31 protein-coding genes and 1 pseudogene are annotated in these 22,661 nt (G+C 61.4%); 20 read left to right on the plus strand and 12 right to left on the minus strand.

Going from position 1 to position 22,661, the window contains the following annotated elements; genetic code table 11:
* The first annotated feature begins 1 nt into the window (after window position 1).
* From ACIPZH_RS20475 to ACIPZH_RS20495, 5 genes are read left to right on the plus strand one after another with little or no spacing between them, the layout of a single operon-like run.
* Window positions 2–946, plus strand: a complete 945-nt coding sequence (locus ACIPZH_RS20475; protein WP_400637602.1) for a recombinase RecT — start codon at window positions 2–4, stop codon at window positions 944–946.
* Window positions 933–1,562: a lambda exonuclease family protein gene (locus ACIPZH_RS20480; RefSeq protein ID WP_400637604.1), complete on the plus strand. Its 630-nt coding sequence runs from the start codon at window positions 933–935 to the stop codon at window positions 1,560–1,562. Before ACIPZH_RS20475 ends, ACIPZH_RS20480 begins: the two co-directional genes overlap by 14 nt.
* Complete coding sequence (locus tag ACIPZH_RS20485; RefSeq protein WP_400637605.1) at window positions 1,559–2,071, plus strand: hypothetical protein; 513 nt, start codon at window positions 1,559–1,561, stop codon at window positions 2,069–2,071. Before ACIPZH_RS20480 ends, ACIPZH_RS20485 begins: the two co-directional genes overlap by 4 nt.
* 3 nt (window positions 2,072–2,074) lie before the next feature.
* Window positions 2,075–2,269, plus strand: a complete 195-nt coding sequence (locus ACIPZH_RS20490) for a hypothetical protein (RefSeq protein ID WP_400637607.1) — start codon at window positions 2,075–2,077, stop codon at window positions 2,267–2,269.
* Window positions 2,270–2,310: 41 nt separating this feature from the next.
* A complete protein-coding gene (locus ACIPZH_RS20495; RefSeq protein WP_400637609.1) occupies window positions 2,311–2,685 on the plus strand; it encodes a hypothetical protein in 375 nt (124 codons plus the stop codon).
* 8 nt (window positions 2,686–2,693) lie between these two features.
* Here the strand turns inward: ACIPZH_RS20495 and ACIPZH_RS20500 are convergent, their stop codons facing one another.
* Window positions 2,694–2,906: a hypothetical protein gene (locus tag ACIPZH_RS20500; RefSeq protein ID WP_346641360.1), complete on the minus strand. Its 213-nt coding sequence runs from the start codon at window positions 2,904–2,906 to the stop codon at window positions 2,694–2,696.
* Window positions 2,907–3,018: 112 nt separating this feature from the next.
* Here ACIPZH_RS20500 and ACIPZH_RS20505 point away from each other — a divergent pair, with 112 nt between their 5' ends.
* The gene (locus ACIPZH_RS20505; RefSeq protein WP_400637611.1) at window positions 3,019–3,435 is read left to right on the plus strand and encodes a hypothetical protein; all 417 of its coding nucleotides are present in this window, start codon (window positions 3,019–3,021) and stop codon (window positions 3,433–3,435) included.
* Between the two features lie 76 nt (window positions 3,436–3,511).
* Here ACIPZH_RS20505 and trbK read toward each other — a convergent pair whose 3' ends face one another.
* Complete coding sequence (gene trbK / locus ACIPZH_RS20510) at window positions 3,512–3,736, minus strand: entry exclusion lipoprotein TrbK (RefSeq protein ID WP_400637612.1); 225 nt, start codon at window positions 3,734–3,736, stop codon at window positions 3,512–3,514.
* Between the two features lie 126 nt (window positions 3,737–3,862).
* Between trbK and ACIPZH_RS20515 the strand changes: the two genes are divergently transcribed.
* From ACIPZH_RS20515 to fdxA, 13 genes and pseudogenes are all read left to right on the plus strand, one after another.
* A complete protein-coding gene (locus tag ACIPZH_RS20515) occupies window positions 3,863–4,627 on the plus strand; it encodes a hypothetical protein (RefSeq protein ID WP_400637613.1) in 765 nt (254 codons plus the stop codon).
* Window positions 4,628–4,636: 9 nt separating this feature from the next.
* Window positions 4,637–5,368 carry a Lar family restriction alleviation protein gene (locus tag ACIPZH_RS20520; RefSeq protein WP_400637614.1) on the plus strand — a complete coding sequence of 244 codons (732 nt, stop codon included), beginning with the start codon at window positions 4,637–4,639 and terminating at the stop codon, window positions 5,366–5,368.
* Between the two features lie 613 nt (window positions 5,369–5,981).
* Entirely contained in the window at window positions 5,982–6,254 is a 273-nt protein-coding gene (locus ACIPZH_RS20525; protein ID WP_274145547.1) for a hypothetical protein, read from the plus strand.
* The gene (locus tag ACIPZH_RS20530; protein WP_400637615.1) at window positions 6,251–6,529 is read left to right on the plus strand and encodes a hypothetical protein; all 279 of its coding nucleotides are present in this window, start codon (window positions 6,251–6,253) and stop codon (window positions 6,527–6,529) included. Before ACIPZH_RS20525 ends, ACIPZH_RS20530 begins: the two co-directional genes overlap by 4 nt.
* Complete coding sequence (locus ACIPZH_RS20535) at window positions 6,526–6,789, plus strand: hypothetical protein (RefSeq protein WP_400637617.1); 264 nt, start codon at window positions 6,526–6,528, stop codon at window positions 6,787–6,789. Before ACIPZH_RS20530 ends, ACIPZH_RS20535 begins: the two co-directional genes overlap by 4 nt.
* Window positions 6,777–7,187 carry a phage protein NinX family protein gene (locus ACIPZH_RS20540; protein WP_400637619.1) on the plus strand — a complete coding sequence of 137 codons (411 nt, stop codon included), beginning with the start codon at window positions 6,777–6,779 and terminating at the stop codon, window positions 7,185–7,187. The genes ACIPZH_RS20535 and ACIPZH_RS20540 overlap by 13 nt, the downstream gene beginning before the upstream one ends.
* Window positions 7,184–7,519, plus strand: coding sequence for a hypothetical protein (locus ACIPZH_RS20545; RefSeq protein WP_027609605.1), 336 nt, complete (start codon window positions 7,184–7,186; stop codon window positions 7,517–7,519). Before ACIPZH_RS20540 ends, ACIPZH_RS20545 begins: the two co-directional genes overlap by 4 nt.
* 43 nt (window positions 7,520–7,562) lie before the next feature.
* Window positions 7,563–7,874, plus strand: a complete 312-nt coding sequence (locus tag ACIPZH_RS20550; RefSeq protein WP_400637621.1) for a hypothetical protein — start codon at window positions 7,563–7,565, stop codon at window positions 7,872–7,874.
* A gap of 51 nt (window positions 7,875–7,925) precedes the next feature.
* Window positions 7,926–8,423: pseudogene (locus ACIPZH_RS20555) on the plus strand (hypothetical protein).
* 38 nt (window positions 8,424–8,461) lie between these two features.
* Window positions 8,462–8,653 (plus strand): DUF4224 domain-containing protein, encoded by a 192-nt coding sequence (locus tag ACIPZH_RS20560; protein ID WP_039614784.1) that lies wholly within the window; start codon window positions 8,462–8,464, stop codon window positions 8,651–8,653.
* A gap of 15 nt (window positions 8,654–8,668) precedes the next feature.
* Entirely contained in the window at window positions 8,669–9,646 is a 978-nt protein-coding gene (locus ACIPZH_RS20565) for a tyrosine-type recombinase/integrase (RefSeq protein WP_400637623.1), read from the plus strand.
* Window positions 9,647–9,696: 50 nt separating this feature from the next.
* Window positions 9,697–12,270 carry a DNA mismatch repair protein MutS gene (gene mutS, locus ACIPZH_RS20570; RefSeq protein WP_400637625.1) on the plus strand — a complete coding sequence of 858 codons (2,574 nt, stop codon included), beginning with the start codon at window positions 9,697–9,699 and terminating at the stop codon, window positions 12,268–12,270.
* 140 nt (window positions 12,271–12,410) lie between these two features.
* The gene (gene fdxA / locus ACIPZH_RS20575) at window positions 12,411–12,734 is read left to right on the plus strand and encodes a ferredoxin FdxA (protein ID WP_012315871.1); all 324 of its coding nucleotides are present in this window, start codon (window positions 12,411–12,413) and stop codon (window positions 12,732–12,734) included.
* A gap of 503 nt (window positions 12,735–13,237) precedes the next feature.
* Here fdxA and rpoS read toward each other — a convergent pair.
* The 8 genes from rpoS to ACIPZH_RS20615 form a co-directional block, all read right to left on the minus strand.
* Complete coding sequence (rpoS, locus tag ACIPZH_RS20580) at window positions 13,238–14,245, minus strand: RNA polymerase sigma factor RpoS (RefSeq protein ID WP_241804432.1); 1,008 nt, start codon at window positions 14,243–14,245, stop codon at window positions 13,238–13,240.
* A gap of 108 nt (window positions 14,246–14,353) precedes the next feature.
* Window positions 14,354–15,211: a peptidoglycan DD-metalloendopeptidase family protein gene (locus ACIPZH_RS20585; protein ID WP_241804441.1), complete on the minus strand. Its 858-nt coding sequence runs from the start codon at window positions 15,209–15,211 to the stop codon at window positions 14,354–14,356.
* 185 nt (window positions 15,212–15,396) lie between these two features.
* Window positions 15,397–16,035, minus strand: coding sequence for a protein-L-isoaspartate(D-aspartate) O-methyltransferase (locus ACIPZH_RS20590; protein WP_161872020.1), 639 nt, complete (start codon window positions 16,033–16,035; stop codon window positions 15,397–15,399).
* Between the two features lie 38 nt (window positions 16,036–16,073).
* On the minus strand, window positions 16,074–16,823 hold the full coding sequence (gene surE, locus ACIPZH_RS20595) for a 5'/3'-nucleotidase SurE (RefSeq protein ID WP_400637627.1): 750 nt from the start codon (window positions 16,821–16,823) through the stop codon (window positions 16,074–16,076).
* On the minus strand, window positions 16,811–17,869 hold the full coding sequence (gene truD / locus ACIPZH_RS20600; protein WP_349974732.1) for a tRNA pseudouridine(13) synthase TruD: 1,059 nt from the start codon (window positions 17,867–17,869) through the stop codon (window positions 16,811–16,813). Before truD ends, surE begins: the two co-directional genes overlap by 13 nt.
* On the minus strand, window positions 17,866–18,339 hold the full coding sequence (gene ispF, locus ACIPZH_RS20605) for a 2-C-methyl-D-erythritol 2,4-cyclodiphosphate synthase (RefSeq protein ID WP_241804430.1): 474 nt from the start codon (window positions 18,337–18,339) through the stop codon (window positions 17,866–17,868). The genes truD and ispF overlap by 4 nt, the downstream gene beginning before the upstream one ends.
* Window positions 18,340–18,498: 159 nt before the next feature.
* Window positions 18,499–19,353 (minus strand): S-formylglutathione hydrolase, encoded by an 855-nt coding sequence (gene fghA, locus ACIPZH_RS20610; RefSeq protein ID WP_349974734.1) that lies wholly within the window; start codon window positions 19,351–19,353, stop codon window positions 18,499–18,501.
* Between the two features lie 8 nt (window positions 19,354–19,361).
* Entirely contained in the window at window positions 19,362–20,474 is a 1,113-nt protein-coding gene (locus tag ACIPZH_RS20615) for an S-(hydroxymethyl)glutathione dehydrogenase/class III alcohol dehydrogenase (RefSeq protein WP_241804428.1), read from the minus strand.
* Window positions 20,475–20,581: 107 nt separating this feature from the next.
* Between ACIPZH_RS20615 and ACIPZH_RS20620 the strand changes: the two genes are divergently transcribed.
* Entirely contained in the window at window positions 20,582–21,478 is an 897-nt protein-coding gene (locus ACIPZH_RS20620; RefSeq protein WP_400637628.1) for a LysR substrate-binding domain-containing protein, read from the plus strand.
* Window positions 21,479–21,672: 194 nt separating this feature from the next.
* Here the strand turns inward: ACIPZH_RS20620 and ispD are convergent, their stop codons facing one another.
* Window positions 21,673–22,380, minus strand: coding sequence for a 2-C-methyl-D-erythritol 4-phosphate cytidylyltransferase (ispD, locus tag ACIPZH_RS20625; protein WP_267818202.1), 708 nt, complete (start codon window positions 22,378–22,380; stop codon window positions 21,673–21,675).
* Window positions 22,377–22,658: a cell division protein FtsB gene (gene ftsB / locus ACIPZH_RS20630; RefSeq protein WP_012315882.1), complete on the minus strand. Its 282-nt coding sequence runs from the start codon at window positions 22,656–22,658 to the stop codon at window positions 22,377–22,379. Before ftsB ends, ispD begins: the two co-directional genes overlap by 4 nt.
* Window positions 22,659–22,661: the final 3 nt, after the last annotated feature.

Consider the following 22,661-nt stretch of genomic DNA (forward strand, 5'->3'; position numbering starts at 1 on the left):
CATGATCCAGGCAGTAGCCATTATCTCGCAGGACATTTACGCGCAGCGGAACCAGTTCGCCAACGTGCTGACGGACCGCTCGCTGAACTTCGAGCGCGAGGCCGAATTCGCCATCCAGGTGATTACCTCAAGCGAGTACGCCACCAAGGTGGCCATGCAGAACCGGCAGTCTGTGGCCAACGCGATCACCAACATCGCCGCCATCGGTATCAGCCTGAACCCGGCCAAAAAGCAGGCGTACTTGGTACCGCGCGACGGCCGCATCTGTCTGGACATCAGCTACATCGGTTTGATGGACCTGGCCATGTCGACCGGCGCCATCCGCTGGGCTCAGGCCGAACTGGTCTACGCCGCAGACGCTTTCAGCCTGAACGGCTTCGACAAGCCGCCGACCCATTCCTACAACCCGTTCGCCAAGGATCGCGGCGAGGTGATCGGCGTGTACGTGGTCGTCAAGACCGCCGATGGCGACTACTTGACCGAAACCATGAGCATCGAGGATGTGAACGCCATCCGGGACAGGTCCAGCGCCTGGAAGGCATGGGTCAGCAAGAACAAATCCTGCCCATGGGTCACCGACCCGGGCGAGATGGCCAAAAAGACCGTGGTGAAGCGCGGTTACAAGTACTGGCCAAAGACTGAGCGCCTGGAACAAGCGATTCATCACTTGAACACGGATGGCGGTGAGGGGCTGGCCAGCGTGACCGGCTCGGCACCCACTGATCCAGAGATGGTGAACAACTGGATCGCATTGGCACAGAAGGCCTGCAGCCTGGAGGCTCTGACCGATGTGTACCAGCAGGGAACCGCGGCCATGAAACAGGCGAAGGATGCGACCGGCCACGCCCGCTTTAAGGCCGAGGTCACCAAGCGCGCCGACGCCATCAAGGCAGAGACGGCGCCTATCGAAGGCGAATCTGAGGAGGTGTTAGATGGAGCAGCGTAGCGCTGAATGGTTCGCGGCACGCCTTGGCTGCGTTACCGCGAGTCGAGTGAAGGATGTGATGGCCAGCGGCCGGGGCGGCGCACCATCTGCCACACGGAAAAACTACATGATGGAGCTTCTGTGCGAGCGCCTCACCGGTCAGCAGAGCGGTCCAGATCTTTCCAGTAAGCCCGCCGTGCAGCGCGGCGTCGAGCTTGAGCCTTTTGCATGCATGGCCTACGAGGCTGAAAAATGCCTGATGGTGGTTGAGACCGGTCTGGTCATGCACCCGACCATTCCGGGTTTCGGCGCTTCGCCGGACGGTCTGGTCGGTGATGATGGTGTGCTGGAGATCAAGTGCCCGAACACAGCCACCCACATCGCCACAATGCAGTCAGAACGGCACGACCCGCAGTACGAGTGGCAGATGCTGGCCCAGATGGCCTGCACCGGCAGAGCCTGGGCAGACTTCGTCAGCTACGACGACCGCCTGCCTGAGCCGCTTCAGTACGTGTGCCACCGCTTCGAACGCGACTTCAAGCGCATCCGCGAGATGGAGTCAGAGGTTAAGGCGTTTCTGGAAGAGCTCAGCGACCTGGAGAAGGAGATGCGCGAGCGAATGAAGGAGGCTGCATGAACCAATCAATCGACCTGGAGGCAGCGAAAGCGGCCTTCTTCTCGTCTGGCGGCCGGATCATTGTGCTGGAGGGGTTCCAGTACGTGCCCTTCCGCCAGCGCCATCACCCTGAGCCGAAGCCGAAGCGGGTCAAGCCAGTCAATCAGGAGCGCGGCGGCGAGCGTAAAAGCCGCGCCAAGGCACGCACGGCGCAGGTAGAAGAGCTCGCCAAGACCATGACCTGTGGTGAGGTCGCAAAGCTCCTGGGCGAAACCAAGACCGCTCTCTGGGGCGTGGCGGCGCGGGGAGGATTCAGGTTCTTCAGCCCGCCGAAGCCGTGCAGACCGGCGAAGGTAAATGCCGAGCCGAGTCAGGAGGATCGCGACTTGGCCGACAAGATCATTGCCATGCGTGATGCTGGCAAGTCCAGATGCCGGACCACGTCTGAGCTGGGTATCGGCAACTGTCGGCTTGTGCGGATCCTTGATGAGTTCGGCATTGATTTTCCAGTTCAGCGGCGCCAGGGGTAGGCCATGAGCGAGCACTGCGAGCATCCCAGCGTCTACTACCTTGGCCGGGAATGCCGACGCAACGGTGGCGGCAAGATGGCCAACCCATTCGCCTCTCACACGTTCCACGGATCCTGGTTCCTGGCCGGCTGGAACGACATGGACTTAGAGATTGAGCAGAAAAATCCGAAGCGCGCTGCAAAGAACAAGGCGGCGTGAGCAGTTCAACCTACCGCCCAGCGGATTGAAAGAGGTGCCGTATGGCGATGTCACCGCAAGAGCGCGACGAGAAGCGCAAAAAGAAAGAGGCCAGAGCGGGGGTTGAAGAGCTGCGCATGAAGACGCGCGCCGGAACCCGCCAGGCCCTGGCCGAGATCATGCAGTGGGCCGAAGTCGAGGAAAACGGCGAGGCCATGACCCTGCTGATCCACCGCATCCATGAATTAGGGCCTGAAGCGGCCCGCCACTTCCTGAGTGCGCCGCGCCACGAAATTGTTGTTTCGGATTTTGTGGCGCGACGACTCGACCAGTTCCGCATCGGTCGCGAGCTGCGCGCGCCTGATCTGATTCTCGGCGACGATCCGGACGACACAGGAATCTACGTGATCGAGCACGCGCAAGGCATGCAGCACTAGGCGGGGTATCACCTGGAAGAACTTTCAAAGCTTCCGGGCAAGAACATTGATCCTCCTCGGCGCTTCTTTTTCTTGGGCCTCCCCTTCTTGGCTCCAAGCGCATTGCGTAGCGCAGCTTTAGCAGCCTCATCGGCCGTTAACTCTATTCCATCTGCTTCGGCAGCTGCTTTAGCGCTGTCGATGCCATTGATGAATTTGCGAGTTCTCTTCTCGAAAGCCATCTAAACGCCCTGTATCCGACCCCATGCCGGTCACCCGTAATACCCCATCCCAAACCAAATTGCCACCATGCCGCATCCGGCCACGGAGCGCGGCGCATGCATGGAGAAAGCCATGAGCAACTACAACTGCGACTACGTTCGCCGCCACTACGACGTGCCGGCCGAGATTGGGCGTCGCGTCATCGCCAACGGCGAGCCTGGGGTGATCATGGCCGATCGCGGGCACTACATCGGCGTCATCCTCGACAGCGACCCGAATAAGCGCATCCGCAATTACCACCCGACCTGGGAAATGCAGTACGGCGAAATGGCCGAGAAGCTGCCGCTCAAGGAGTGGGAAGTGCTCACCAATGGCATGTACGACTGGGATGACGTCCGGTACATGCTTGGCGATGCCCGCCATTACGTTCAGCGCGTGTGGGCGGCTACCCGCAGCCAAGCCAAGTACCGGGTTTATCAAGACCTGGCCGAGTGCTTCAACGACGACGCCACCGCCATGCTGTCGTTCAAGGTTCGCGCCGCCGCCTGACGCTCCGGCGCTGCCCGCCACCCCGTAAACGTAAACGCCGCCTGATGAGGCGGCGCTGACTGACGAAGATCGGACGTTACCAGGTCTTCGGCTCTGACTTCTTATACGAGCCACCGGTCATGCACTTCTCGACCAGGTCTTCGCGGGCCTTGTTGTCTGGAAGCGATTTCAGGTAGTCGGGCTGACAATGTTCGCTAGTCGGCTCGTAGGCAGCAGTGTCAGGTGCGTCTTCTTTGCAGCCCGCCAGAACTACTGCAGAGAATGCGGCGGCAGAGAAGAAAACCAATGCTTTGTGAGACATAAGCTCATTCCTTTGAAGTGGTCGGGCGTTATAGCAAACCTCGACCAGCATCGCAAAGGCCTCTCAGCGCTGCCCGCCAGCGCCTTCCCCTATTCAACGATAACGCCTCCCCGGCGAGGATCGACCATGTCCCATCGAATCGTCTGCCAGTTCAGCTGCGGCGCCGCTTCGGCAGTGGCCACCAAGCTGGCCCTGGCAGAGTACGGCAGCACGCACGACGTGCAGATCATCAACGCATTCCTTGCCAACGAGGAAGCAGACAACCGCCGGTTCGCCCAAGACTGCGAGGTCTGGTTCGGCCAGCCCATCAACGTTCTTCGAGATGAGAAATACGGCGCCGATGCGCTGGAGGTCTTCAGGCGCGAGCGCTACATCAAGAACCAATACGGAGCGCCTTGCACCAAGCTGCTCAAGCGGCGGCTGCTTGATACGTGGAAACAGCCTGGCGATGTGATGGTGCTCGGCTTTACCGCAGAAGAGGTGGGCAGGTTCGACGACTTTTGCGAGCGCAATCCTGACAAGCCGGCGATCGCGCCGCTGATCGAGCGCGGGCTGGGCAAGGAAGACTGCAAGGCCATGATCCAGCGCGCTGGAATCGAACTGCCGCTGATGTACCGGATGGGCTACCACAACGCCAATTGCATCGCTTGTGCGAAAGGGGGCGAGGGTTACTTCCGGGCTATACGCGAGGACTTCCCTGAGCAGTTCGAGGCCCTGTGCGTAATTCAGGACGAGCTGGGCCCAGGCTCCTACCTGTTCCGCAATCGCGACACCAACGTGCGCTTTTCCCTGCGCGACCTCGGCGACGGCCCAGTGCGCCGCAACGAGAAAATCCCCTCCTGCTCGTTCTTCTGCGAAATGGCAGAGGCCGACATCATCGCCAAGGCTTGAGGTATCCACATGCCCACAGAAAACCGATCCAGCAACACCGAGATGGTCAGCGAGCTGCTTCCCTGCCCGTTCTGTGGTGAGAAGCCGCAGATCACGAAGCACCATCGCGAAGACATCTACAGCTTCATGCACCGCTGCCCGGTGCTCGGCCCCATCAGCTGGGGCTTCCGCGAAGACCAGCACGCACACATCGAAAAATGGAATGCCCGGGCAGCGCCAGCCCCGCAGCCCCACCCCGAGCCTATAGCCTGGATGGTTGGTACTGCCTTCTGGTGGACCAAAGAAGAGGCAGAGAGGGATGCGGCGGAGACTGGACTGCCGATTGTTGGGCTGGGCCCGATGACCTGCAGCACCGAGGTTGAGCAGTTGCGCGAACTCATCAAGCACTCTGACGCGCAGATCATGCGGCAGAGCATGCGCATTTCAAATCAGCGCGCCCAGCTGGCCGAGGCGCAGGCGCTGCTGCGTGAAGCCGACGAGTTCATGTACATCATGACCGCTCATGACGGGCACGCCAAGCTCGCTCACCGGTACGGAAAAGATTGGTGGGATGCTATCGACAAGCTTCGAGGCAAGGTTTGCACCGCCCTATCCGCCAGCGCAAAGTCGAGCGCTCTGCCCGACCCGCTAGGTTGCAACGCCTGTGCACACACCGACTGCGGAAGGTTTGACGGCCCGCGCCAGGTGGAATGTCGGGCAATGGCCGACAACGCTTGCGCGCGACCCGGTGCCAGTTCCTAACACTGGAGCACATCTGTACTCCATCCCCCTGTAACCCCTCTCCCCTCTATTCACTGCCGCGATATGGCGGCCAAGGGGTCAGCTGCGTGCTCGTTTCACAACCCCGGCGGCTATGAACGCGGCGCCCGGTATCCAGAGGCCTGGATTCGATGTGCCCAGGCCAACAGCAACAAGCGCAATTCCGACAGCAAGCATAAGCGTTATCCCTCACTAGAAGATCCATTTCAACACTCGCCCATTTAAGCACAAGCCGGTCGCAGGAGCGGCTAAGGACGAAGTCATGCCTGAGAAAAGTGGAATCACCCTCAACCGTGCGGCGCAGGATGTCGTGCTCGAGCGCCAACGGCAGGTCGGCGTCGAAGGCTACTCGCTGTCTCGCGATGACGGTTACGCCAGCGGCGAGCTGGCCAGGGCAGCAAGTGTCTACGCCAGTCTCTCCGGTCAGCCTGGAACCATGAGTACCGATTGGCCATGGGCGCCGGATACGTTCAAGCCAAGCGCAGATCGTCGGCGCGACCTGGTGAAAGCTGGTGCGCTGATCCTCGCTGAGATCGAACGCCTCGATCGCCAAGGCCTGATCAGGCCGGCAGTGGTGCGCCGTGACGAATACGGCATGTTCCAGCACCCTGACCTGCCCGACTTCGATGAGGGCGACGGCGAGAAGTGCAAGGCCTGGATCGCGCAGCAGGGCCTGCAGCTCGTCATGGTCCACCTGGAAACAGACGCTCCGGAAGAGATCGCAGATCGCTACTTCCAGTCCGATGAGCCGCACTGCGGGTACTGGGAGCCGGGTAAGCCTGAAGGTGATGGCTGGTTCTGCCTGGCCATCCATGACACCGACGACGGTCCGGTTTGCTGGTGGGGTCGTCGAGTGGTGACGCCATGAACCGCCTCGCCCTCTGCCTCCTGCTGCTGGCCACCGGCGCCAGCGCAGACCCAATCGTGCTCGAGCGCTTCATCCCGAGCGGCCTGTCCCGATATGACGACGTTGAGCGCGGCGTGACCTGCTGGATCACCGGCATGGGCTCCGGCATCAGCTGCCTGCCAATGCAGGATCGGCAGGCCGGCAACCAGCGCCAGCTCTCCCCGCACGAAACACAACCCGAACCTACACCCGCACTGGCGCCTGGGCGCTGGATTGATGAGAGGTATCAGCTGTGAGCGAATTCACCACCATCGTCGTGCGCGGACTCGGCCGCCATCCGCGGCGCATAGTCATCGACGGCGCCGAATACGAGGTCACCTGTTCATCCGATGGCCATATCCCGGCCCAGGTACAGGAGCTCGAGCAGTTTGTGGACTGCGCCCGTGCTGGCGAGCTTTCCGATATGCGAGGGGATGAAGTGGTATCGCATGCACAGACCGTTAAGAGCATGTCGGTGGAAATGCGCGCCAGAGGGTTCGAAGCATGTCCGACCTGATCGAAGTGAAGACGGCCGACCTTTCCGGCGAGGCGCTAGGGTGGGCAGTCGGCAAGGCAGAGGGAATCGACGTGTTCCTGGCGCCTCCCCAGTACGGCAATTCATGGCGGGTATTTGCGCGGTACCGGGGCCAGGCCATCGAGCACACGAAACGCTTCAATCCGTGGGAAGACTGGGCGCTAGGCGGACCGCTGATTGACCGCATCAACCCAGAAGAGCGTCGACTTCCAAAAGTGCTTGGCGGCGGCCGCTTCGCAGAGGTGTGGATCGATCTCGGTGACGGCGATGCCCGGGTGGGATTTGGTCGGGGTGATACACGCTTGATAGCCGCAACCCGCGCCTACGCCGCAGCCAAGCTCGGCGATACCGTCCAGGTGCCGAAGGAGCTGATGCCATGACCGAACAAAGCACCAAGGAATTCTACTCAGTCGATCAAGCCTCTCAGCATGCTGCTGAATGGTGCAAGCGCAATCCAGCATGGCGCAGGATCTGTGATATCCCTGATATCTCCGTGTTCGAAAAAACCTACGATGAGATCCCAAAGCGCGAGCGCGCCTACTGGGAAAAGAACGGCGGCGAAGAATGCTGGCGTGAATTCGGCGCCGGGGGAACCAAGGTGCCTACCGGATTCATCTCAGGAAAGGGCGAGTTCTTCGACCACGTCCTCAAAGTTCCGCTCCATCACAACATGATGATGGTGTACCGCGTGGGCAAGAGGTGGAAGCCATGATCGCCCTCACCTACATGGCCTATCTGATCTACAGGGGGCCGCGATGACCGCCGAAGTATTCCAATTTCCGGTCAAGCGCCGACTCCAAAACAACCAGGTAGCTGCCAACCAGGCCGATCGCAAGAAGTTGGCTGACTGGTTTCGAGCCATTGCCCAGCACATTGAGGGCAACGAGATCGAGCGCGAGCCTTTGGCAGCCATGATCGTGCTCAGCAGCGCTGCCGGCGATGAGGTGCTGCACATTGGCTATGCGGCTGAGGCAGTCGACATCAGGCAGGCCGGTAGCGCTGCATCCCGCTGGTCTGGGCTCTCCTACCAGCGTCGCGGCGGCAATTTCTTCGACCGCATCAAGTAACCCTTCCCCCTACAACTCAAGCCCGCCGACATGCGCGGGCGAGGATCCCCTATGCCCGCTACTCAACGATTCCACGAAACCGCCAACGACTGCCTCGAGCGCCTGGCGGCGGATCTCTGGCCAGACGCCAAGCTGGCCCTGGTCATCTACACCCCGGACAAGCCTGAGCTCGACATCGTGCTCAAGGACAGCGGCCTGAACGTCGACGAGGTGATCAACACGCTGCGCCGGCGCGGCGGCCTCAGTCTTGACGGCGAGAACGTCTACAAGCGCTCGGTCTGTGACGTCATCATCGGCGCCCTTGCCACGGGTAAGCAGAACAGCAACCCACCGCCAGTCGATCACTGGTGCCTGTAGTTCTGGGATATCGGTCGAGCCGAAGGCGCGCTGCAGGAAGAGCTGGTACAGGCGCTGCGCCTGTTGCGCAAAGAGCTGGACGCCTGCCAGCGGGTGATCCATTACGCAGGCGGCTTCGATCCGGCCTACGTCAATGACGCCCTGGCGGCGCTCAAGGTCGCCAACGCCGTACTCGAGAAAATCCCCGACTGACCACCGACCTGCCGCCACCGGCGGCGTGGAGAGAAACCATGTTCATGACACCGGATGAGGTAGCCGACATGACGGGCTACCTCCGACCCAAGGACCAGGTCCGCTGGTTGCAGGCAGAGAAATTTGGGTATGTGCTGGGTGCCGACGGGAAACCGAAGGTGCTGAGACAAGTCGTGCTCGCCCGCTTGGGCGGGCATGCTGAGAAGAAAGGACCGGAACTCCGGTTTTGATAGAAGGGACGACCGATGAGGCCGCGAAAGAAGGACAGGCACTTGCCGCCGTGCATGTACATGAAGCACGGCGCGTACTACCTGGTGAAGAAGGGAAAGTGGGAGCGCCTTGATAGCGATTATCAGGGCGCCCTGCTGGCCTACGCCAAGATCATGGGCGGCAAGGGTAAGGGCGGCATGCCCAAGCTAATCGATGATGCCCTGGATGCCATGCGCGGGCGCTTGGCCGAGAACACCATAAAGCAATACGAGGCCGCCTCTGCAAAGCTAAAGCATCACCTGGCCGAGTTCGAACCCCGCCAGGTGCTGCCGCGTCACGTAGCTGCGCTGAAACTGCACATGTCCGACACGCCGAACATGGCCAACCGGGTGATCTCGTTCCTCCGGATGGTGTTCGCTTACGCGCTGGAACAGCAGATCGTCGACTCGAACCCCTGCACCGGCATCAAGCGGCATACAGAAAAGAAGCGAGATCGCTACATCAACGATGACGAGTTCTCGGCCATCTGCGAGGCGTGCTCACCCTACATCCGGTCGATTCTGGAAATGTGCTACCTCACTGGTCAACGCATCGGAGACGTGCTGGCCATCAGGCTGTCCGATATCAGCGACAAGGGCATTGCCTTCGACCAGCAGAAGACCGGCGCGAAGCTCATCGTCGGCATGACACCGGACTTGGAGCAGCTGATCGCTCGGGCCAAATCTCTACCACGGAAGGTGCGCGGCCTGACGCTGTTCTGTACGCGAGGCGGCGGCAAGCCGGTTTCCTATGAAACGGTGAAGGATGCGTTCAAGAAGGCGTGCGAGAAGGCAAAGGTGACAGGGGCAACCATCCATGACCTGCGCGCCAAGTCGCTGACGGACACCGACAAGCAGGGTAACGACGCCCAGAAGCTCGGCGGTCACACCGATGCGAAGATGACAAAACGCTATCTGCGCCTGCGTGAAATTGACGTAGCACAGCCTCCAGCGCTGCCGAAAAAAAGCCTGTAGTATTAGACACTTTGCCATTGTCTAATAGACGCATAGCTTCAAGGCCTTGAATGTCCAGTCTTTCCGACCACACACCAATGATGCAGCAGTACTGGAAGCTGAAAAACCAGCACCCGGACCAGCTGATGTTCTACCGCATGGGCGACTTTTACGAAATCTTCTATGAAGATGCGAAAAAAGCCGCAAAACTGCTGGATATCACCCTGACCGCGCGCGGTCAGTCTGCCGGCCAGTCGATCCCCATGTGCGGAATTCCGTTTCACTCGCTGGAAGGCTACCTGGCCAAGCTGGTCAAGCTCGGCGAGTCGGTGGTGATCTGCGAGCAGATCGGTGACCCCGCCACCAGCAAGGGCCCGGTGGAGCGTCAGGTGGTGCGCATCATCACCCCAGGCACGGTCAGCGACGAAGCGTTGCTTGATGAGCGCCGCGACAACCTGATTGCCGCACTGCTGGGGGACGAGCGCCTGTTTGGCCTGGCGGTGCTGGATATCACCAGCGGCAACTTCAGCGTGCAGGAAATCAAAGGCTGGGAAAACCTGCTGGCCGAGCTTGAACGCATCAACCCTGTCGAGCTGCTGATCCCCGACGACTGGCCCCGCGACCTGCCGGCCGAGAAACGTCCGGGCGCACGCCGACGTGCCCCTTGGGACTTCGACCGCGACTCGGCACGCAAGGCGCTGTGCCAGCAGTTCGCAACCAAAGACCTCAAGGGCTTTGGTTGCGACAAGCTGACCCTGGCCATCGGCGCCGCCGGCTGCCTGCTGACCTACGCCAAGGAAACCCAGCGCACCGCCCTGCCCCACCTGCGCAGCTTGCGCCATGAGCGCCTGGACGACACCGTGATCCTCGACGGGGCCAGCCGTCGCAACCTGGAACTGGACATCAACCTGGCAGGCGGCCGCGACAATACCTTGCAGTCGGTGATCGACCGCTGCCAGACCGCAATGGCCAGCCGCCTGCTGACCCGTTGGCTGAACCGGCCGCTTCGCGACCTCAAGGTCTTGCAGGCGCGCCAGGATTCGATTCGCTGCCTGCTCGATGGCTATCGCTTCGAAAAACTGCAGCCCCAGCTCAAGGAAATTGGCGATATCGAGCGGATCCTCGCCCGTATCGGCCTGCGCAATGCCCGCCCGCGGGATCTGGCACGCTTGCGTGATGCCCTCGGCGCCCTGCCCGAACTGCAGAACGCCATGGCCGAGCTGGAAGCCCCACACCTGGCGCGCCTGGCGGCCATCACCGGCACTTACCCGGAACTGGCCAGCCTGCTGGAGCGGGCAATCATCGACAACCCGCCAGCGGTTATCCGCGACGGCGGCGTACTCAAGGCCGGCTACGACAACGAGCTGGACGATCTGCTGGCGATCAGCGAAAACGCCGGCCAGTTCCTGATAGACCTCGAAGCCCGCGAGAAAGCCCGCACCGGGCTTGCCAACCTGAAAGTCGGCTACAACCGGGTGCACGGCTACTTCATCGAATTGCCGACCAAGCAAGCCGAACAGGCCCCGGGCGACTACATTCGTCGCCAGACCCTCAAAGGGGCCGAGCGCTTCATCACGCCGGAGCTCAAAGCGTTCGAGGACAAGGCGCTGTCAGCCAAGAGCCGTGCCCTGGCCCGCGAGAAGATGCTGTATGACGCGTTGCTCGAGACACTCATCAGCCACCTTGCACCGCTGCAGGACAGCGCGGCAGCGCTGGCCGAGCTGGACGTGCTGAGCAACCTGGCCGAGCGGGCGCTGAACCTGGACCTGAACTGCCCGCGTTTCGTCGAAGAACCTTGCCTGCGCATCGAGCAGGGGCGCCACCCGGTGGTCGAACAGGTACTGACCACGCCGTTCGTAGCCAACGACCTGGGCCTGGACAACAGCACCCGGATGCTGATCATCACCGGCCCGAACATGGGTGGTAAATCCACCTACATGCGCCAGACCGCACTGATCGTGCTGATGGCGCACATCGGTAGTTTCGTTCCGGCGGCCAGCTGCGAACTGTCGCTGGTCGATCGCATCTTCACCCGTATCGGCTCCAGCGACGACCTGGCAGGAGGCCGCTCGACGTTCATGGTCGAGATGAGCGAAACCGCCAACATTCTGCACAACGCCACTGACCGCAGCCTGGTACTGATGGACGAGGTCGGCCGTGGCACCAGCACCTTCGACGGCTTGTCGCTGGCTTGGGCGGCTGCCGAGCGCCTGGCGCAGCTGCGTGCGTACACGCTGTTCGCCACGCACTACTTCGAGTTGACCGTCCTGCCGGAAAGCGAACCGCTGGTGGCCAACGTCCACCTGAACGCTACCGAACACAACGAGCGCATCGTGTTCCTGCACCACGTGCTGCCTGGCCCCGCCAGCCAGAGCTACGGCCTGGCCGTGGCGCAACTGGCGGGCGTGCCGTCGCCGGTCATCCAGCGTGCGCGCGAACACCTTGGGCGGCTGGAGACCAGCAGCCTGCCCCATGAACAACCCGTGTCGAAAAAAGCCAAGGGCGAGCCACAAGCACCGCACCAGAGCGACCTGTTCGCCAGCCTGCCACACCCGGCCATCGAAAAGCTGGGCAAGCTGGACCTGGACGACATGACCCCGCGTCAAGCTATCGAAATGCTATATCAACTAAAGAACCTGTTATAACGGCGTCCACTACAAGCTGGTAGAATCCGCCGCGGTTTGCTGGTGCTGCAGGTTATTAGCCTGGCCTGCAGCCACATGCCCGTAAACCGCGCGGCCCTGAGAGGAAGGGCCGCCGCCGTTGCCTGAGGAGAGAACTAGAAATGACCTTCGTCGTCACCGACAACTGCATCAAATGCAAATACACCGACTGCGTGGAAGTCTGTCCGGTGGACTGCTTCTACGAAGGCCCGAACTTCCTGGTCATTCACCCGGACGAGTGCATCGACTGTGCACTGTGCGAGCCTGAATGCCCGGCCCAGGCCATCTTCTCGGAAGACGAAGTGCCTGCGGGCATGGAGAACTTCCTTGAGCTCAATGCCGAGCTGGCGGAGATCTGGCCGAACATCACTGAGCGTAAGGATGCCCTGCCTGACGCCGAAGAGTGGGATGGCAAGCCCGGCAAGATCGCCGATCTGGAGCGTTAATCGCCCGGATACGAAAAAGGCCCGCAACGGGCCTTTTTTCATTTCTACGGGCAAAAAAAAGGGGCGGTTTGACCCGCCCACATTTTTTTCCGTAGTCCCTGCTTGTCCTGAACATCGTCCTGATGAATCGCGTCTTGCGATGTCCTTGGCGCTCTTCCTGAACGCCTGTGCATGTCCGTGTGCACAGTTCGAATACTAACGACTTCTGGAGGCCAGGCAACCGCGAACCCTCACAAGACATTGCCGTGGACACATTTCCACATATCCAAAAAGTTCAATTATTTCAGCGGCTTGAGAAAACAGCGGATCTGGAAACGACAATGATTTACTGGTTGTTACGTGTATGGCTTACACAACAAGTAAGCAAAGGCTTACACGCAGTGCATCAGGGGTAGCAAGTTACATATTCCTCGTACTCAGCTAACGGCCGGCCGCCATGGCCTGCGCACCAAACGAAAACGCCCCGAGGTCATCGGGGCGTTTTGCATACTGGCATTGAATGCTTACTGGAACAGTGACTCACTGGACAAGCCATTCTTCTCCAGGATCTCACGCAGGCGCTTGAGCCCCTCTACCTGGATTTGCCGCACCCGCTCACGGGTAAGGCCGATTTCGAGGCCTACATCCTCCAAGGTGCTGCTCTCGTGCCCCCGCAGACCAAAACGGCGTACCACCACCTCGCGCTGCTTGTCGGTGAGCTCGCCCAGCCACTGATCGATGCTCTGAGACAGGTCGTCATCCTGCAGCAGTTCACACGGGTCGGTCGGCCGATCGTCGGTGAGTGTATCGAGCAGGGTCTTGTCCGAATCCGGCCCGAGCGAAACATCCACCGACGATACCCGCTCGTTCAGACCAAGCATGCGCTTGACCTCGGCAACGGGCTTTTCCAGCAGGGTGGCAATCTCTTCGGGAGAAGGCTCGTGGTCGAGCTTTTGGGTCAACTCCCGCGCCGCACGCAGGTAGACGTTGAGCTCCTTGACGACATGGATCGGCAGGCGAATGGTGCGGGTCTGGTTCATGATCGCCCGCTCGATGGTCTGGCGGATCCACCACGTCGCGTAGGTCGAGAAACGGAAACCGCGCTCTGGGTCGAACTTCTCGACTGCTCGAATCAACCCCAGGTTGCCCTCCTCGATCAGGTCAAGCAAGGACAGGCCGCGATTCACGTAACGGCGGGCGATTTTCACGACCAGGCGCAGGTTGCTTTCGATCATGCGCTTGCGCCCGGCTGGATCGCCCTTCTGCGACAAGCGCGCGAAGTGCACTTCCTCTTCCGGCGAAAGCAGAGGCGAGAAACCAATCTCGTTGAGATACAACTGGGTGGCATCGAGCGCCCGGCTGTAATCGATATATTTATGCTGCTTGAGCGTAGAGCCTGATTTAGCCTTGGTCCGAACCGACGGTACAGCAGGTTCGTCTGACACCACATCCGTTTCCAAAACGATGCCCGTCTCCATCAGGAGCACGTCATCGTCGATGTCAAACTCCGGCGCTTCTTTATTGAGAGCCATTGTTATAGTCCTTTGCTGAGTTCGAACTCAGACTCGAGCGGCGCCTGCATCCCTGGCATCGCTGGAGCCTCTCCCCTCTACCTCAGAGGAACAGGCCGGGAACAACAATCAACGACGTGGCAGGAACTGGAGTGGATCGACGGGTTTGCCCTGGCGGCGAATCTCGAAATGCAGCTTCACCCGATCAGTGCCCGTGGACCCCATTTCAGCAATCGACTGCCCTGCCTTGACCTGCTGCCCCTCCCGAACCAACAGCCTGCGGTTGTGACCGTAGGCACTGACGTAGGTATCGCTGTGCTTGATGATGATCAGTTCGCCGTAGCCCCGCAAGCCACTCCCGGCGTAGACCACCGCACCATCAGACGCAGCAAAAACAGGCTGTCCCAAATCACCGGCGATATCAATGCCTTTATTCAAACTACCGTTTGAAGCAAATTTTCCAATCAGCACGCCATTTGCAGGCCAGGTCCAACCGCCCACCGCGCGCTCTGCGGCGGGCACCGTGGTAACCACCGGGGTAGGCGTGGTTCGCGTTGTTGGCGTCGTTTTCCCGCCGCTGGCGGGGGTCGTAATAGGTTTTCCAACAGGCCGACGAATGACCGTCGTCTTGCTCGAAGAAGAGGGGCTGGACACCACTGTGGTGCTGCCGGTAGCGCCGCTGCTGAAGCGGATCGCCTGACCTGGCCGGATGGTGTAAGGCGCAGAGATGCCATTGCGGGCTGCGAGCTCCTTGTAGTCCCAGCCGTAGCGAAAGGCAATGGAGAACAACGTATCGCCAGGCTTGACCACATACTGCCCGGAGGTCACCGTCGGCCGCTTGGGCGCCGCATTGCTGCGATCGACTACGCGTGCGCCGCCCGAGCCGGTGCTTGAGCAACCAGTCAGCAGGGCGCCCATGGCCAGTGCAATCACCAGAAGCTTGAAACTCAACCAATCCCTGCGCTGCCGAATGACTGTGTGCCCCACCCGCGCTCCCCTCATGGTGCCGAAAATCGAAAATACGCAAAGAAATGCAATAATGTTGCAATTATAACCGAGCGCGACTGTATTGGCAGGCTCGGCCACAGGCTCGGTGAAGAGCCGGGATGCCCCGCCAGATAGACAGGGCAATGCGGCAAGAATTCGTCGCCAGCACAAATATTCCCTGCAGCTCAGGCCACCGGGCCATTGAGCAACGGTACGAAGCGCACGGCGCCCAGTACGCGGCGGGAGAAGCCTTGCTCCTCACGCACGATCAGCATCAGCTGCTGGACTTCGCCAGCAGGGCCTACCGGGATGACCATTCGCCCCCCGGGAGCCAGCTGGTCGAGCAGTGCCTGTGGCACTTCTGGCGCCACGGCGGTAACGATGATGCCGTTGTAGGGAGCCAGCGCCTGCCAGCCGTCGCACCCATCCCCCCAACGGAACACCACGTTGCGCAGGTTCAGTTCGACCAGGCGTTCTTTGGCCCGGTCCTGCAACACCTTGATGCGCTCCACCGAAAATACCCGCTCCACCAATTGGGCAAGGATCGCCGTCTGGTAACCGGACCCGGTTCCGATCTCCAGCACCTTGTCCAGCGGCCCGGCCTCCAGTAGCAGCTCACTCATGTGTGCAACCATGAAAGGCTGGGAGATGGTCTGATTGTGCCCGATCGGCAGCGCAGTATCTTCGTAGGCACGATGGGCCAGGGCCTCATCGACGAACAGATGGCGCGGCGTACGGCGGATCGCATCGAGCACCTTGGGGTTCGATACGCCCTCTTCGCACAGGCGCTGGATCAGCCGCTCGCGGGTACGCTGGGAAGTCATACCGATACCCCGGCGCTGCAGATCGTCCTGTTCGCGCATCAGAGCACGCCCTCCAGCCAACCATGAAGCTGCTCGAAAGCATCATTGAAGGTGCGGTCCAGTTGCAGCGGGGTGATCGACACATAACCTTGCATCACCGCGTGGAAGTCGGTACCCGGCCCACCGTCTTCGGCATCACCGGCCACGGCAATCCAGTAACCTTCCTTGCCACGCGGGTTGACCACCTTGGTCGGTGCCGCCGCCCGCGCCCGGTGACCGAGACGGGTAACCTGTATGCCACGGATGTGTTCCAGCGGCAGGTTGGGAATATTGACATTGAGGACCGTACGCGGCGGCAGGTCCAGGCGTGACTGCGCCTCGACCAGGCGGCGGGCGATGAACGCGGCGCTCGGCAGATTGTCGGGCAGACGCGACAGTAATGAAAATGCCAACGAGGTACCGCCGAGGAAGCGCCCCTCCAGCGCGGCCGCAACCGTGCCGGAATAGATCACGTCGTCACCCAGATTGGCACCGAGGTTGATCCCCGATACCACCATGTCCGGTGTTTCCGGCAAAAGGCCATTGAGCCCCAGGTGCACGCAATCGGTAGGCGTGCCATTGAGGCTGATGAAGCCGTTGGCCAGGGTTTGCGGGTGCAACGGCCTGTCCAGCGTCAGCGAACTGCCGGCGCCGCTCTTGTCTTGGTCCGGGGCGATCACCACGCACTCGGCATAATCCACCAGCGCACCGTGTAGCGCGGCGAGGCCAGGTGCCGTAACACCGTCGTCATTCGAAATCAGAATACGCATGGGCTGTCCGTCTGCCCTGCCGGCACCAGATCGACGAGTTCGCGCACCACCACGGTGGCGAAGCATCCGGCCGGAAGGACGAATTCCAGTTGCAGGTTATCAGGCTCCGGATAATGCCACGTAAGGCCGCCAATAGGGAGCCGCAGGATGCGCCGTTCGTGACTCATGCCTGCATTGGCCAGCCATTGGCACAGCGCTGCATGCTGCTCGCCTATCGCCGTCTCCAGTGCCAAGGCCGCGCCGGCCGCAGGAGACGGGCCTTCGCCCCACATTGGCCCGGTAGGATGCAGGTCCAGAATGGCCAAGCGGGGATCTGAACATTCCAGTTCACCCGCCGAAAAAAAACTACGGCTATCGGTGAATGCCAGCAGATCACCGACCTGGGCCTGCTGCCAGCTACCGTCAGCAACACGGGCGGCCAGGACCTGGTTGAACAGGTAGCTGCGGGCAGCCGAGAGCAACCGCGAACGCACGTTGCGCTGTTCGGGCAGGGCTTTGCGGGCCGCCCAGTGCTGGGCATCCTGGACGTTGCCGCCGCCATGCCCGAAACGCTGGCCGCCGAAGTAATTCGGCACACCCTGCTGCTTAAGCGTCTGCAGGCGGGCATCGAGGGCCGCATGATCAGCCGCCAGCGCCCTGAGGCGCAGGGTGAAGCCATTGGCCGAATGGGCGCCGCGCTGCAGCTTGCGCTGGTGGCGCACCTGTTTGAGCACACGCAGGGTGGCATCTTCGGCACGCGACAGGTCAGGGTCTGCCTTGCCCGGCAGGTGCAGGCTGAACCACTGGCGCGTCAGGGCCTGGCGGTCCTTGAGGCCGGCATAGCTGATGGAACGCACCGGCACGCCTGCGGCTCGCGCCAGGCGGCGGGCAGCTTCTTCGGTGTTGAGGTCACGCTTCTCCACCCACAGCCATAGGTGCTCACCTTGGCCCGAGAGCGGGATGTCCAGCACCTCGTCGACCTGGAAATCTTCGGCCACAGCCTTGAGTATCGCAGTGCCCAGGGGTTGGCCCGATGCGCGCGGGCCCAGCAGTTCCATTTCGGTCATGCTGGCAGCAGCAGGGCGACCGCGTGCACGGCAATACCCTCCTCGCGGCCGGTGAAGCCCAGTTTTTCGGTGGTGGTGGCCTTGACGTTGACCTGGTCGAGCTCGACCTGCAGGTCTTCGGCGATCCGTTGCCGCATGGTTTCGATATGCGGGGCCATTTTCGGCGCCTGGGCAACGATGGTGGCGTCGACATTACCGACTTTCCAGCCTTTGGCCTGGACGATGCCGACCACATGGCGCAGCAGCGCACGGCTGTCGGCACCCTTGAATTGGGGATCGGTATCGGGGAAGTGCTTGCCGATGTCACCCAGCCCCGCCGCGCCAAGCAAGGCATCGCTCAGTGCATGCAGCAGCACGTCACCGTCGGAATGGGCCAGGAGGCCGTATTTGTGGGGGATACGCACCCCACCCAGGGTAATGAAATCACCGTCGCAAAAACGGTGCACATCGTAGCCGTGGCCAATACGCATAGAAAAACGCCCTGATTGAGTCAGGGCGTGATTCTACCTGCATTTGCAGCTGCAAGCTGCAAGCTACGAGCCGCAAGCAAAAAGCAGGCGCTGCGCCGGCCGCACTGCCTTGCAGCTTGCAGCTTGCAGCTTGAAGCTTGAAGCTTGAAGCTTGCCCCCCTACCCCCGCCCAAGTGCCACGGCGTGATGGCGCAGATGCTCATCGATGAAGCTGGCGATGAAGTAATAGCTATGGTCATAGCCAGGTTGCAGCCGCAGGTCCAGGGCATGCCCCCCTTTGCGGGCCGCCTGCTCCAACGCTTCAGGCTTGAGCTGCTTGGCCAGGAAGTCATCACGATCGCCTTGATCGACCAGCAATGGCGGGCATTGGCCCGCTGGCGTCTCGGCAAGCAGCACACTGGCATCCCACTCACGCCAGCGCGCCCGGTCTTCCCCCAGGTAACGGCTGAACGCCTTTTCACCCCAAGGGCAATCCATCGGATTGCTGATCGGAGAAAACGCCGATACCGAGCGATAGCGCCCCGGGTTGCGCAGGGCGCAGACCAGCGCGCCGTGCCCACCCATGGAGTGGCCACTGATGCTGCGCTGATCCGAGGCCGGGAAGTGCGCTTCGATCAGCTCTGGCAGCTCCTTGACCACATAATCGTGCATGCGGTAGTGCTGCGCCCAAGGCTGCTGGGTGGCGTTGAGGTAAAAGCCGGCGCCCAGGCCGAAGTCCCAGGCACCGTCAGGGTCGCCTGGCACCTGCTCGCCACGCGGGCTGGTATCGGGCGCGACGATGATCAGGCCAAGCTCGGCGGCCAGGCGCTGGGCGCCGGCCTTCTGCATGAAGTTCTCGTCGGTGCACGTCAGGCCGCTGAGCCAGTACAGCACGGGCAGCTTTTCGCCCTGTTCGGCCTGCGGCGGCAGGTAAACGGCGAACACCATGTCGCAACCCAGCACCTTGGAGTGATGCCGGTAACGCTTGTGCCAGCCGCCGAAGCTTTTCTGGCAGGAGATGTTATCCAGGCTCATGGCTCACCTCAGAAGTGGATCACGCTGCGGATGCTCTTGCCTTCGTGCATCAGGTCGAACGCCTTGTTGATATCCTCCAGGCCCATGGTATGGGTGATGAAGGTATCCAGCGGAATCTCGCCCTTCTCGGCCATTTCCACGTAGCTTGGCAGTTCGGTACGGCCGCGTACGCCACCGAAAGCAGACCCGCGCCAGACGCGACCGGTCACCAACTGGAACGGGCGAGTGGCGATTTCCTGGCCAGCGCCGGCGACACCGATGATCACCGACTCACCCCAACCCTTGTGGCAGCATTCCAGGGCCGCGCGCATCAGTTGCACGTTACCGATACATTCGAATGAAAAGTCCACGCCACCATCGGTAAGGTCGACGATCACTTCCTGGATCGGGCGATCGTACTCTTTCGGGTTGATGCAGTCGGTGGCACCCAGCTGGCGAGCGATCTCGAACTTGGCTGGGTTGATGTCGATGGCGATGATGCGCGAGGCCTTGGCCTTGACCGCACCGATGATCGCTGACAGGCCGATGCCGCCCAGGCCGAAGACGGCGACGGTGTCACCGGGTTTGACCTTGGCAGTGTTCAGCACCGCACCGATGCCGGTGGTGACGCCGCAACCTAGCAGGCAGACCTTTTCCAGCGGCGCTTCCTTCTGGATCTTGGCGACGGAAATTTCCGGCAGCACGGTGTACTCGGAGAAGGTCGAGGTGCCCATGTAGTGGAACAGCTGCTGGCCCTTGTACGAGAAACGCGTGGTGCCGTCCGGCATCAGCCCCTTGCCCTGGGTGGCCCGTATGGCCTGGCACAGGTTGGTCTTGCCCGAGCGGCAGAATTTGCACTGACCACACTCAGGGGTATACAGCGGGATCACGTGATCACCGACCGCCACGGAGGTGACGCCCTCACCTACCGCCTCGACGATCGCGCCACCTTCATGGCCCAGAATCGACGGGAAGATACCTTCCGGGTCGGCACCCGACAGGGTATAGGCATCGGTGTGGCAAACGCCGCTGGCGACCACGCGCAGAAGCACTTCGCCAGCCTTGGGCATGGCTACGTCCACCTCGACGATTTCCAGCGGTTTTTTAGCCTCGAAGGCTACAGCGGCACGGGACTTGATCATCAACGTTCTCCAGTCAAAGGGTCAGTTCAGGCAGGCAGTGTAATTCAGCTGGTTTTGATGAATAATCGTGGCCAAGACAAAACATTATTGCTGTATAGGGACAATCCATGAGCAGCCGCTGGGAGGGCATCGATGAATTCGTAGCGGTGGCCGAATTGGGCCAATTCACGGCTGCAGCCGAACGCATGGGCGTATCGTCGTCGCATATAAGCCGGCAAATCGCCCGCCTGGAGGAGCGCCTGCAAACGCGCCTGCTGTATCGCAGTACGCGCCGCGTGACCCTGAGTGAAGCCGGGCAGACATTCCTGCAACATTGCCAACGCCTGCAGGATGGCCGTGAAGAAGCGCTGCGTGCCGTAGGCGATCTGGCCAGCGAACCCAAGGGCCTACTGCGCATGACCTGCGCGGTGGCTTATGGCGAGCGCTTCATCGTGCCGCTGGTAACCCGCTTCATGACGCTGTATCCACAGTTGCGGGTCGAGGTGGAGTTGAGCAACCACACGCTGGACCTGCTGCACGAAGGCATGGACCTGGCGATTCGTCTGGGGCGCCTTGCCGATTCAAGGTTGGTGGCGACGCGCCTGGCGCCTCGGCGCATGTATCTGTGCGCTTCACCCGCCTACCTTGAACGCTACGGCCGTCCGCACAGCCTTTCGGAATTGGCCCGGCACAACTGCCTGGTGGGCAGCTCGGACCTGTGGGCGCTGCAACAGGACGGACGCGAGATCAGCCAGCGGGTGCAGGGCAACTGGCGGTGCAACAGTGGCCAGGCGGTGCTGGATGCCGCTTTGCTGGGGATAGGGCTGTGCCAGTTGCCGGATTACTACGTGCTGGAACACCTCAACAGCGGCGCGCTGGTGTCGTTACTGGAGGCGCATCAGCCGCCCAATACGGCGGTGTGGGCGCTGTACCCGCAGCAGCGCCACCTGTCGCCCAAGGTCCGGCGGCTGGTGGACTATCTCAAGGAAGGGTTAGCGGGGATGCCGGAGTACCGAACGGTCTGACAGTTTACCGGGGGCCGCTATGCGGCCCAATCGCCGGCAAGCCGGCTCCCCACAGGCTTGGTGGGCTGCCCCAAGAATTTTCACCCATCCAATGGCCTGGGACAGTCCAGGTATTCACGCTGGAAGGTAGAGCTGCGGGGTAGTTGTGGGAGCCGGCTTGCCGGCGATTGGGCCGCAAAGCGGACCCGGTAACCTCAACGCCGCCCTGCCCACCGCTGGCGCAACCACTCCAGGTCTTCCGGGCGGGTCACCTTGATGTTGTCGCTGCGCCCTTCGACCAGCCGCGGCGCCTGGCCGGACCACTCGATGGCCGAAGCTTCATCGGTGACCACCACATCGGACACCAGGCACTCGGCCAACGCCCGGTGCAAAGCACCAAGGCGGAACATCTGAGGCGTGAAGGCCTGCCAGATGGTACTGCGATCCACGGTCGCACTGACCCGGCCATCGACATCGGCGCGCTTGAGCGTGTCCCGCGCTGGCACCGCCAGCAGCCCGCCTACAGGGTCATCCGCCAACTGCGACAACAGACGGTCAAGATCGGTGCGTGCCAGGTTTGGCCGCGCCGCATCGTGCACCAGCACCCAGTCAGTGTCCGGCGCACCTTGGGCATGCAACAGCAACAACGCGTTGAGCACCGAGTCGGCACGCTCACGCCCACCTGGCGCACGCTGGATGCGAGGATCACTGGCGCAGCGCAAGCCAGGCCAGTAAGGATCATCCGCAGCAATGCTGACCACCACGCCCTTGAGCGTCGGATGGCCAAGAAAACAGTCGAGGCTATGCTCGAGAACGGTCTGCCCGCCCAGTTGCAAATACTGCTTCGGGCGGTCGGCAGCCATGCGGGCACCTACACCCGCAGCAGGAATCACGGCCCAGAAGGCCGGTAGGGTTTCGATCATTTTTGCGGCAGCTGGAAGAGGGTTTCACCCTCTTTGACCATCCCCAGTTCGTGACGAGCCCGTTCTTCAACGGTCTCCATACCTTTTTTCAATTCCAGGACCTCGGCATAGAGCACGCGATTACGCTCCAGCAGCCGCTCGTTTTCGGCATGCTGCTCGTCGATCTGCTGCTTGAGCTCAGCCACTTGCGCCAGGCTGCCGTTACCCACCCACAGGCGGTACTGCAGGCCACCAAGCAGCAGGAGCAGGACAAGGAACAACCAATAGGGACTGCGCATCAA

The sequence above is a fragment of the Pseudomonas sp. NPDC089758 genome (assembly GCF_044748705.1).
GTDB lineage: Bacteria > Pseudomonadota > Gammaproteobacteria > Pseudomonadales > Pseudomonadaceae > Aquipseudomonas > Aquipseudomonas putida_X.

Bases quoted from the DNA above. Each gene is read 5' to 3' on its own strand.
- ACIPZH_RS20560 (WP_039614784.1), top strand. From the start codon at position 8,462: ATGTTCATGACACCGGATGAGGTAGCCGACATGACGGGCTACCTCCGA.
- ACIPZH_RS20525 (WP_274145547.1), top strand. From the start codon at position 5,982: ATGTTCCAGCACCCTGACCTGCCCGACTTCGATGAGGGCGACGGCGAG.
- ACIPZH_RS20495 (WP_400637609.1), top strand. From the start codon at position 2,311: ATGGCGATGTCACCGCAAGAGCGCGACGAGAAGCGCAAAAAGAAAGAG.
- ACIPZH_RS20515 (WP_400637613.1), top strand. From the start codon at position 3,863: ATGTCCCATCGAATCGTCTGCCAGTTCAGCTGCGGCGCCGCTTCGGCA.
- ACIPZH_RS20620 (WP_400637628.1), top strand. From the start codon at position 20,582: ATGAGCAGCCGCTGGGAGGGCATCGATGAATTCGTAGCGGTGGCCGAA.
- ACIPZH_RS20490 (WP_400637607.1), top strand. From the start codon at position 2,075: ATGAGCGAGCACTGCGAGCATCCCAGCGTCTACTACCTTGGCCGGGAA.
- ACIPZH_RS20500 (WP_346641360.1), bottom strand. From the start codon at position 2,906: ATGGCTTTCGAGAAGAGAACTCGCAAATTCATCAATGGCATCGACAGC.
- ACIPZH_RS20480 (WP_400637604.1), top strand. From the start codon at position 933: ATGGAGCAGCGTAGCGCTGAATGGTTCGCGGCACGCCTTGGCTGCGTT.
- rpoS (WP_241804432.1), bottom strand. From the start codon at position 14,245: ATGGCTCTCAATAAAGAAGCGCCGGAGTTTGACATCGACGATGACGTG.
- truD (WP_349974732.1), bottom strand. From the start codon at position 17,869: ATGACCGAAATGGAACTGCTGGGCCCGCGCGCATCGGGCCAACCCCTG.
- ACIPZH_RS20550 (WP_400637621.1), top strand. From the start codon at position 7,563: ATGACCGCCGAAGTATTCCAATTTCCGGTCAAGCGCCGACTCCAAAAC.
- ACIPZH_RS20485 (WP_400637605.1), top strand. From the start codon at position 1,559: ATGAACCAATCAATCGACCTGGAGGCAGCGAAAGCGGCCTTCTTCTCG.
- fghA (WP_349974734.1), bottom strand. From the start codon at position 19,353: ATGAGCCTGGATAACATCTCCTGCCAGAAAAGCTTCGGCGGCTGGCAC.
- mutS (WP_400637625.1), top strand. From the start codon at position 9,697: ATGTCCAGTCTTTCCGACCACACACCAATGATGCAGCAGTACTGGAAG.
- surE (WP_400637627.1), bottom strand. From the start codon at position 16,823: ATGCGTATTCTGATTTCGAATGACGACGGTGTTACGGCACCTGGCCTC.
- ACIPZH_RS20475 (WP_400637602.1), top strand. From the start codon at position 2: ATGATCCAGGCAGTAGCCATTATCTCGCAGGACATTTACGCGCAGCGG.
- ACIPZH_RS20540 (WP_400637619.1), top strand. From the start codon at position 6,777: ATGTCCGACCTGATCGAAGTGAAGACGGCCGACCTTTCCGGCGAGGCG.
- ACIPZH_RS20565 (WP_400637623.1), top strand. From the start codon at position 8,669: ATGAGGCCGCGAAAGAAGGACAGGCACTTGCCGCCGTGCATGTACATG.
- ispF (WP_241804430.1), bottom strand. From the start codon at position 18,339: ATGCGTATTGGCCACGGCTACGATGTGCACCGTTTTTGCGACGGTGAT.
- ACIPZH_RS20505 (WP_400637611.1), top strand. From the start codon at position 3,019: ATGAGCAACTACAACTGCGACTACGTTCGCCGCCACTACGACGTGCCG.
- trbK (WP_400637612.1), bottom strand. From the start codon at position 3,736: ATGTCTCACAAAGCATTGGTTTTCTTCTCTGCCGCCGCATTCTCTGCA.
- ACIPZH_RS20615 (WP_241804428.1), bottom strand. From the start codon at position 20,474: ATGATCAAGTCCCGTGCCGCTGTAGCCTTCGAGGCTAAAAAACCGCTG.
- ACIPZH_RS20530 (WP_400637615.1), top strand. From the start codon at position 6,251: ATGAACCGCCTCGCCCTCTGCCTCCTGCTGCTGGCCACCGGCGCCAGC.
- ACIPZH_RS20545 (WP_027609605.1), top strand. From the start codon at position 7,184: ATGACCGAACAAAGCACCAAGGAATTCTACTCAGTCGATCAAGCCTCT.
- ACIPZH_RS20520 (WP_400637614.1), top strand. From the start codon at position 4,637: ATGCCCACAGAAAACCGATCCAGCAACACCGAGATGGTCAGCGAGCTG.
- ispD (WP_267818202.1), bottom strand. From the start codon at position 22,380: ATGATCGAAACCCTACCGGCCTTCTGGGCCGTGATTCCTGCTGCGGGT.
- ftsB (WP_012315882.1), bottom strand. From the start codon at position 22,658: ATGCGCAGTCCCTATTGGTTGTTCCTTGTCCTGCTCCTGCTGCTTGGT.
- ACIPZH_RS20590 (WP_161872020.1), bottom strand. From the start codon at position 16,035: ATGACTTCCCAGCGTACCCGCGAGCGGCTGATCCAGCGCCTGTGCGAA.
- fdxA (WP_012315871.1), top strand. From the start codon at position 12,411: ATGACCTTCGTCGTCACCGACAACTGCATCAAATGCAAATACACCGAC.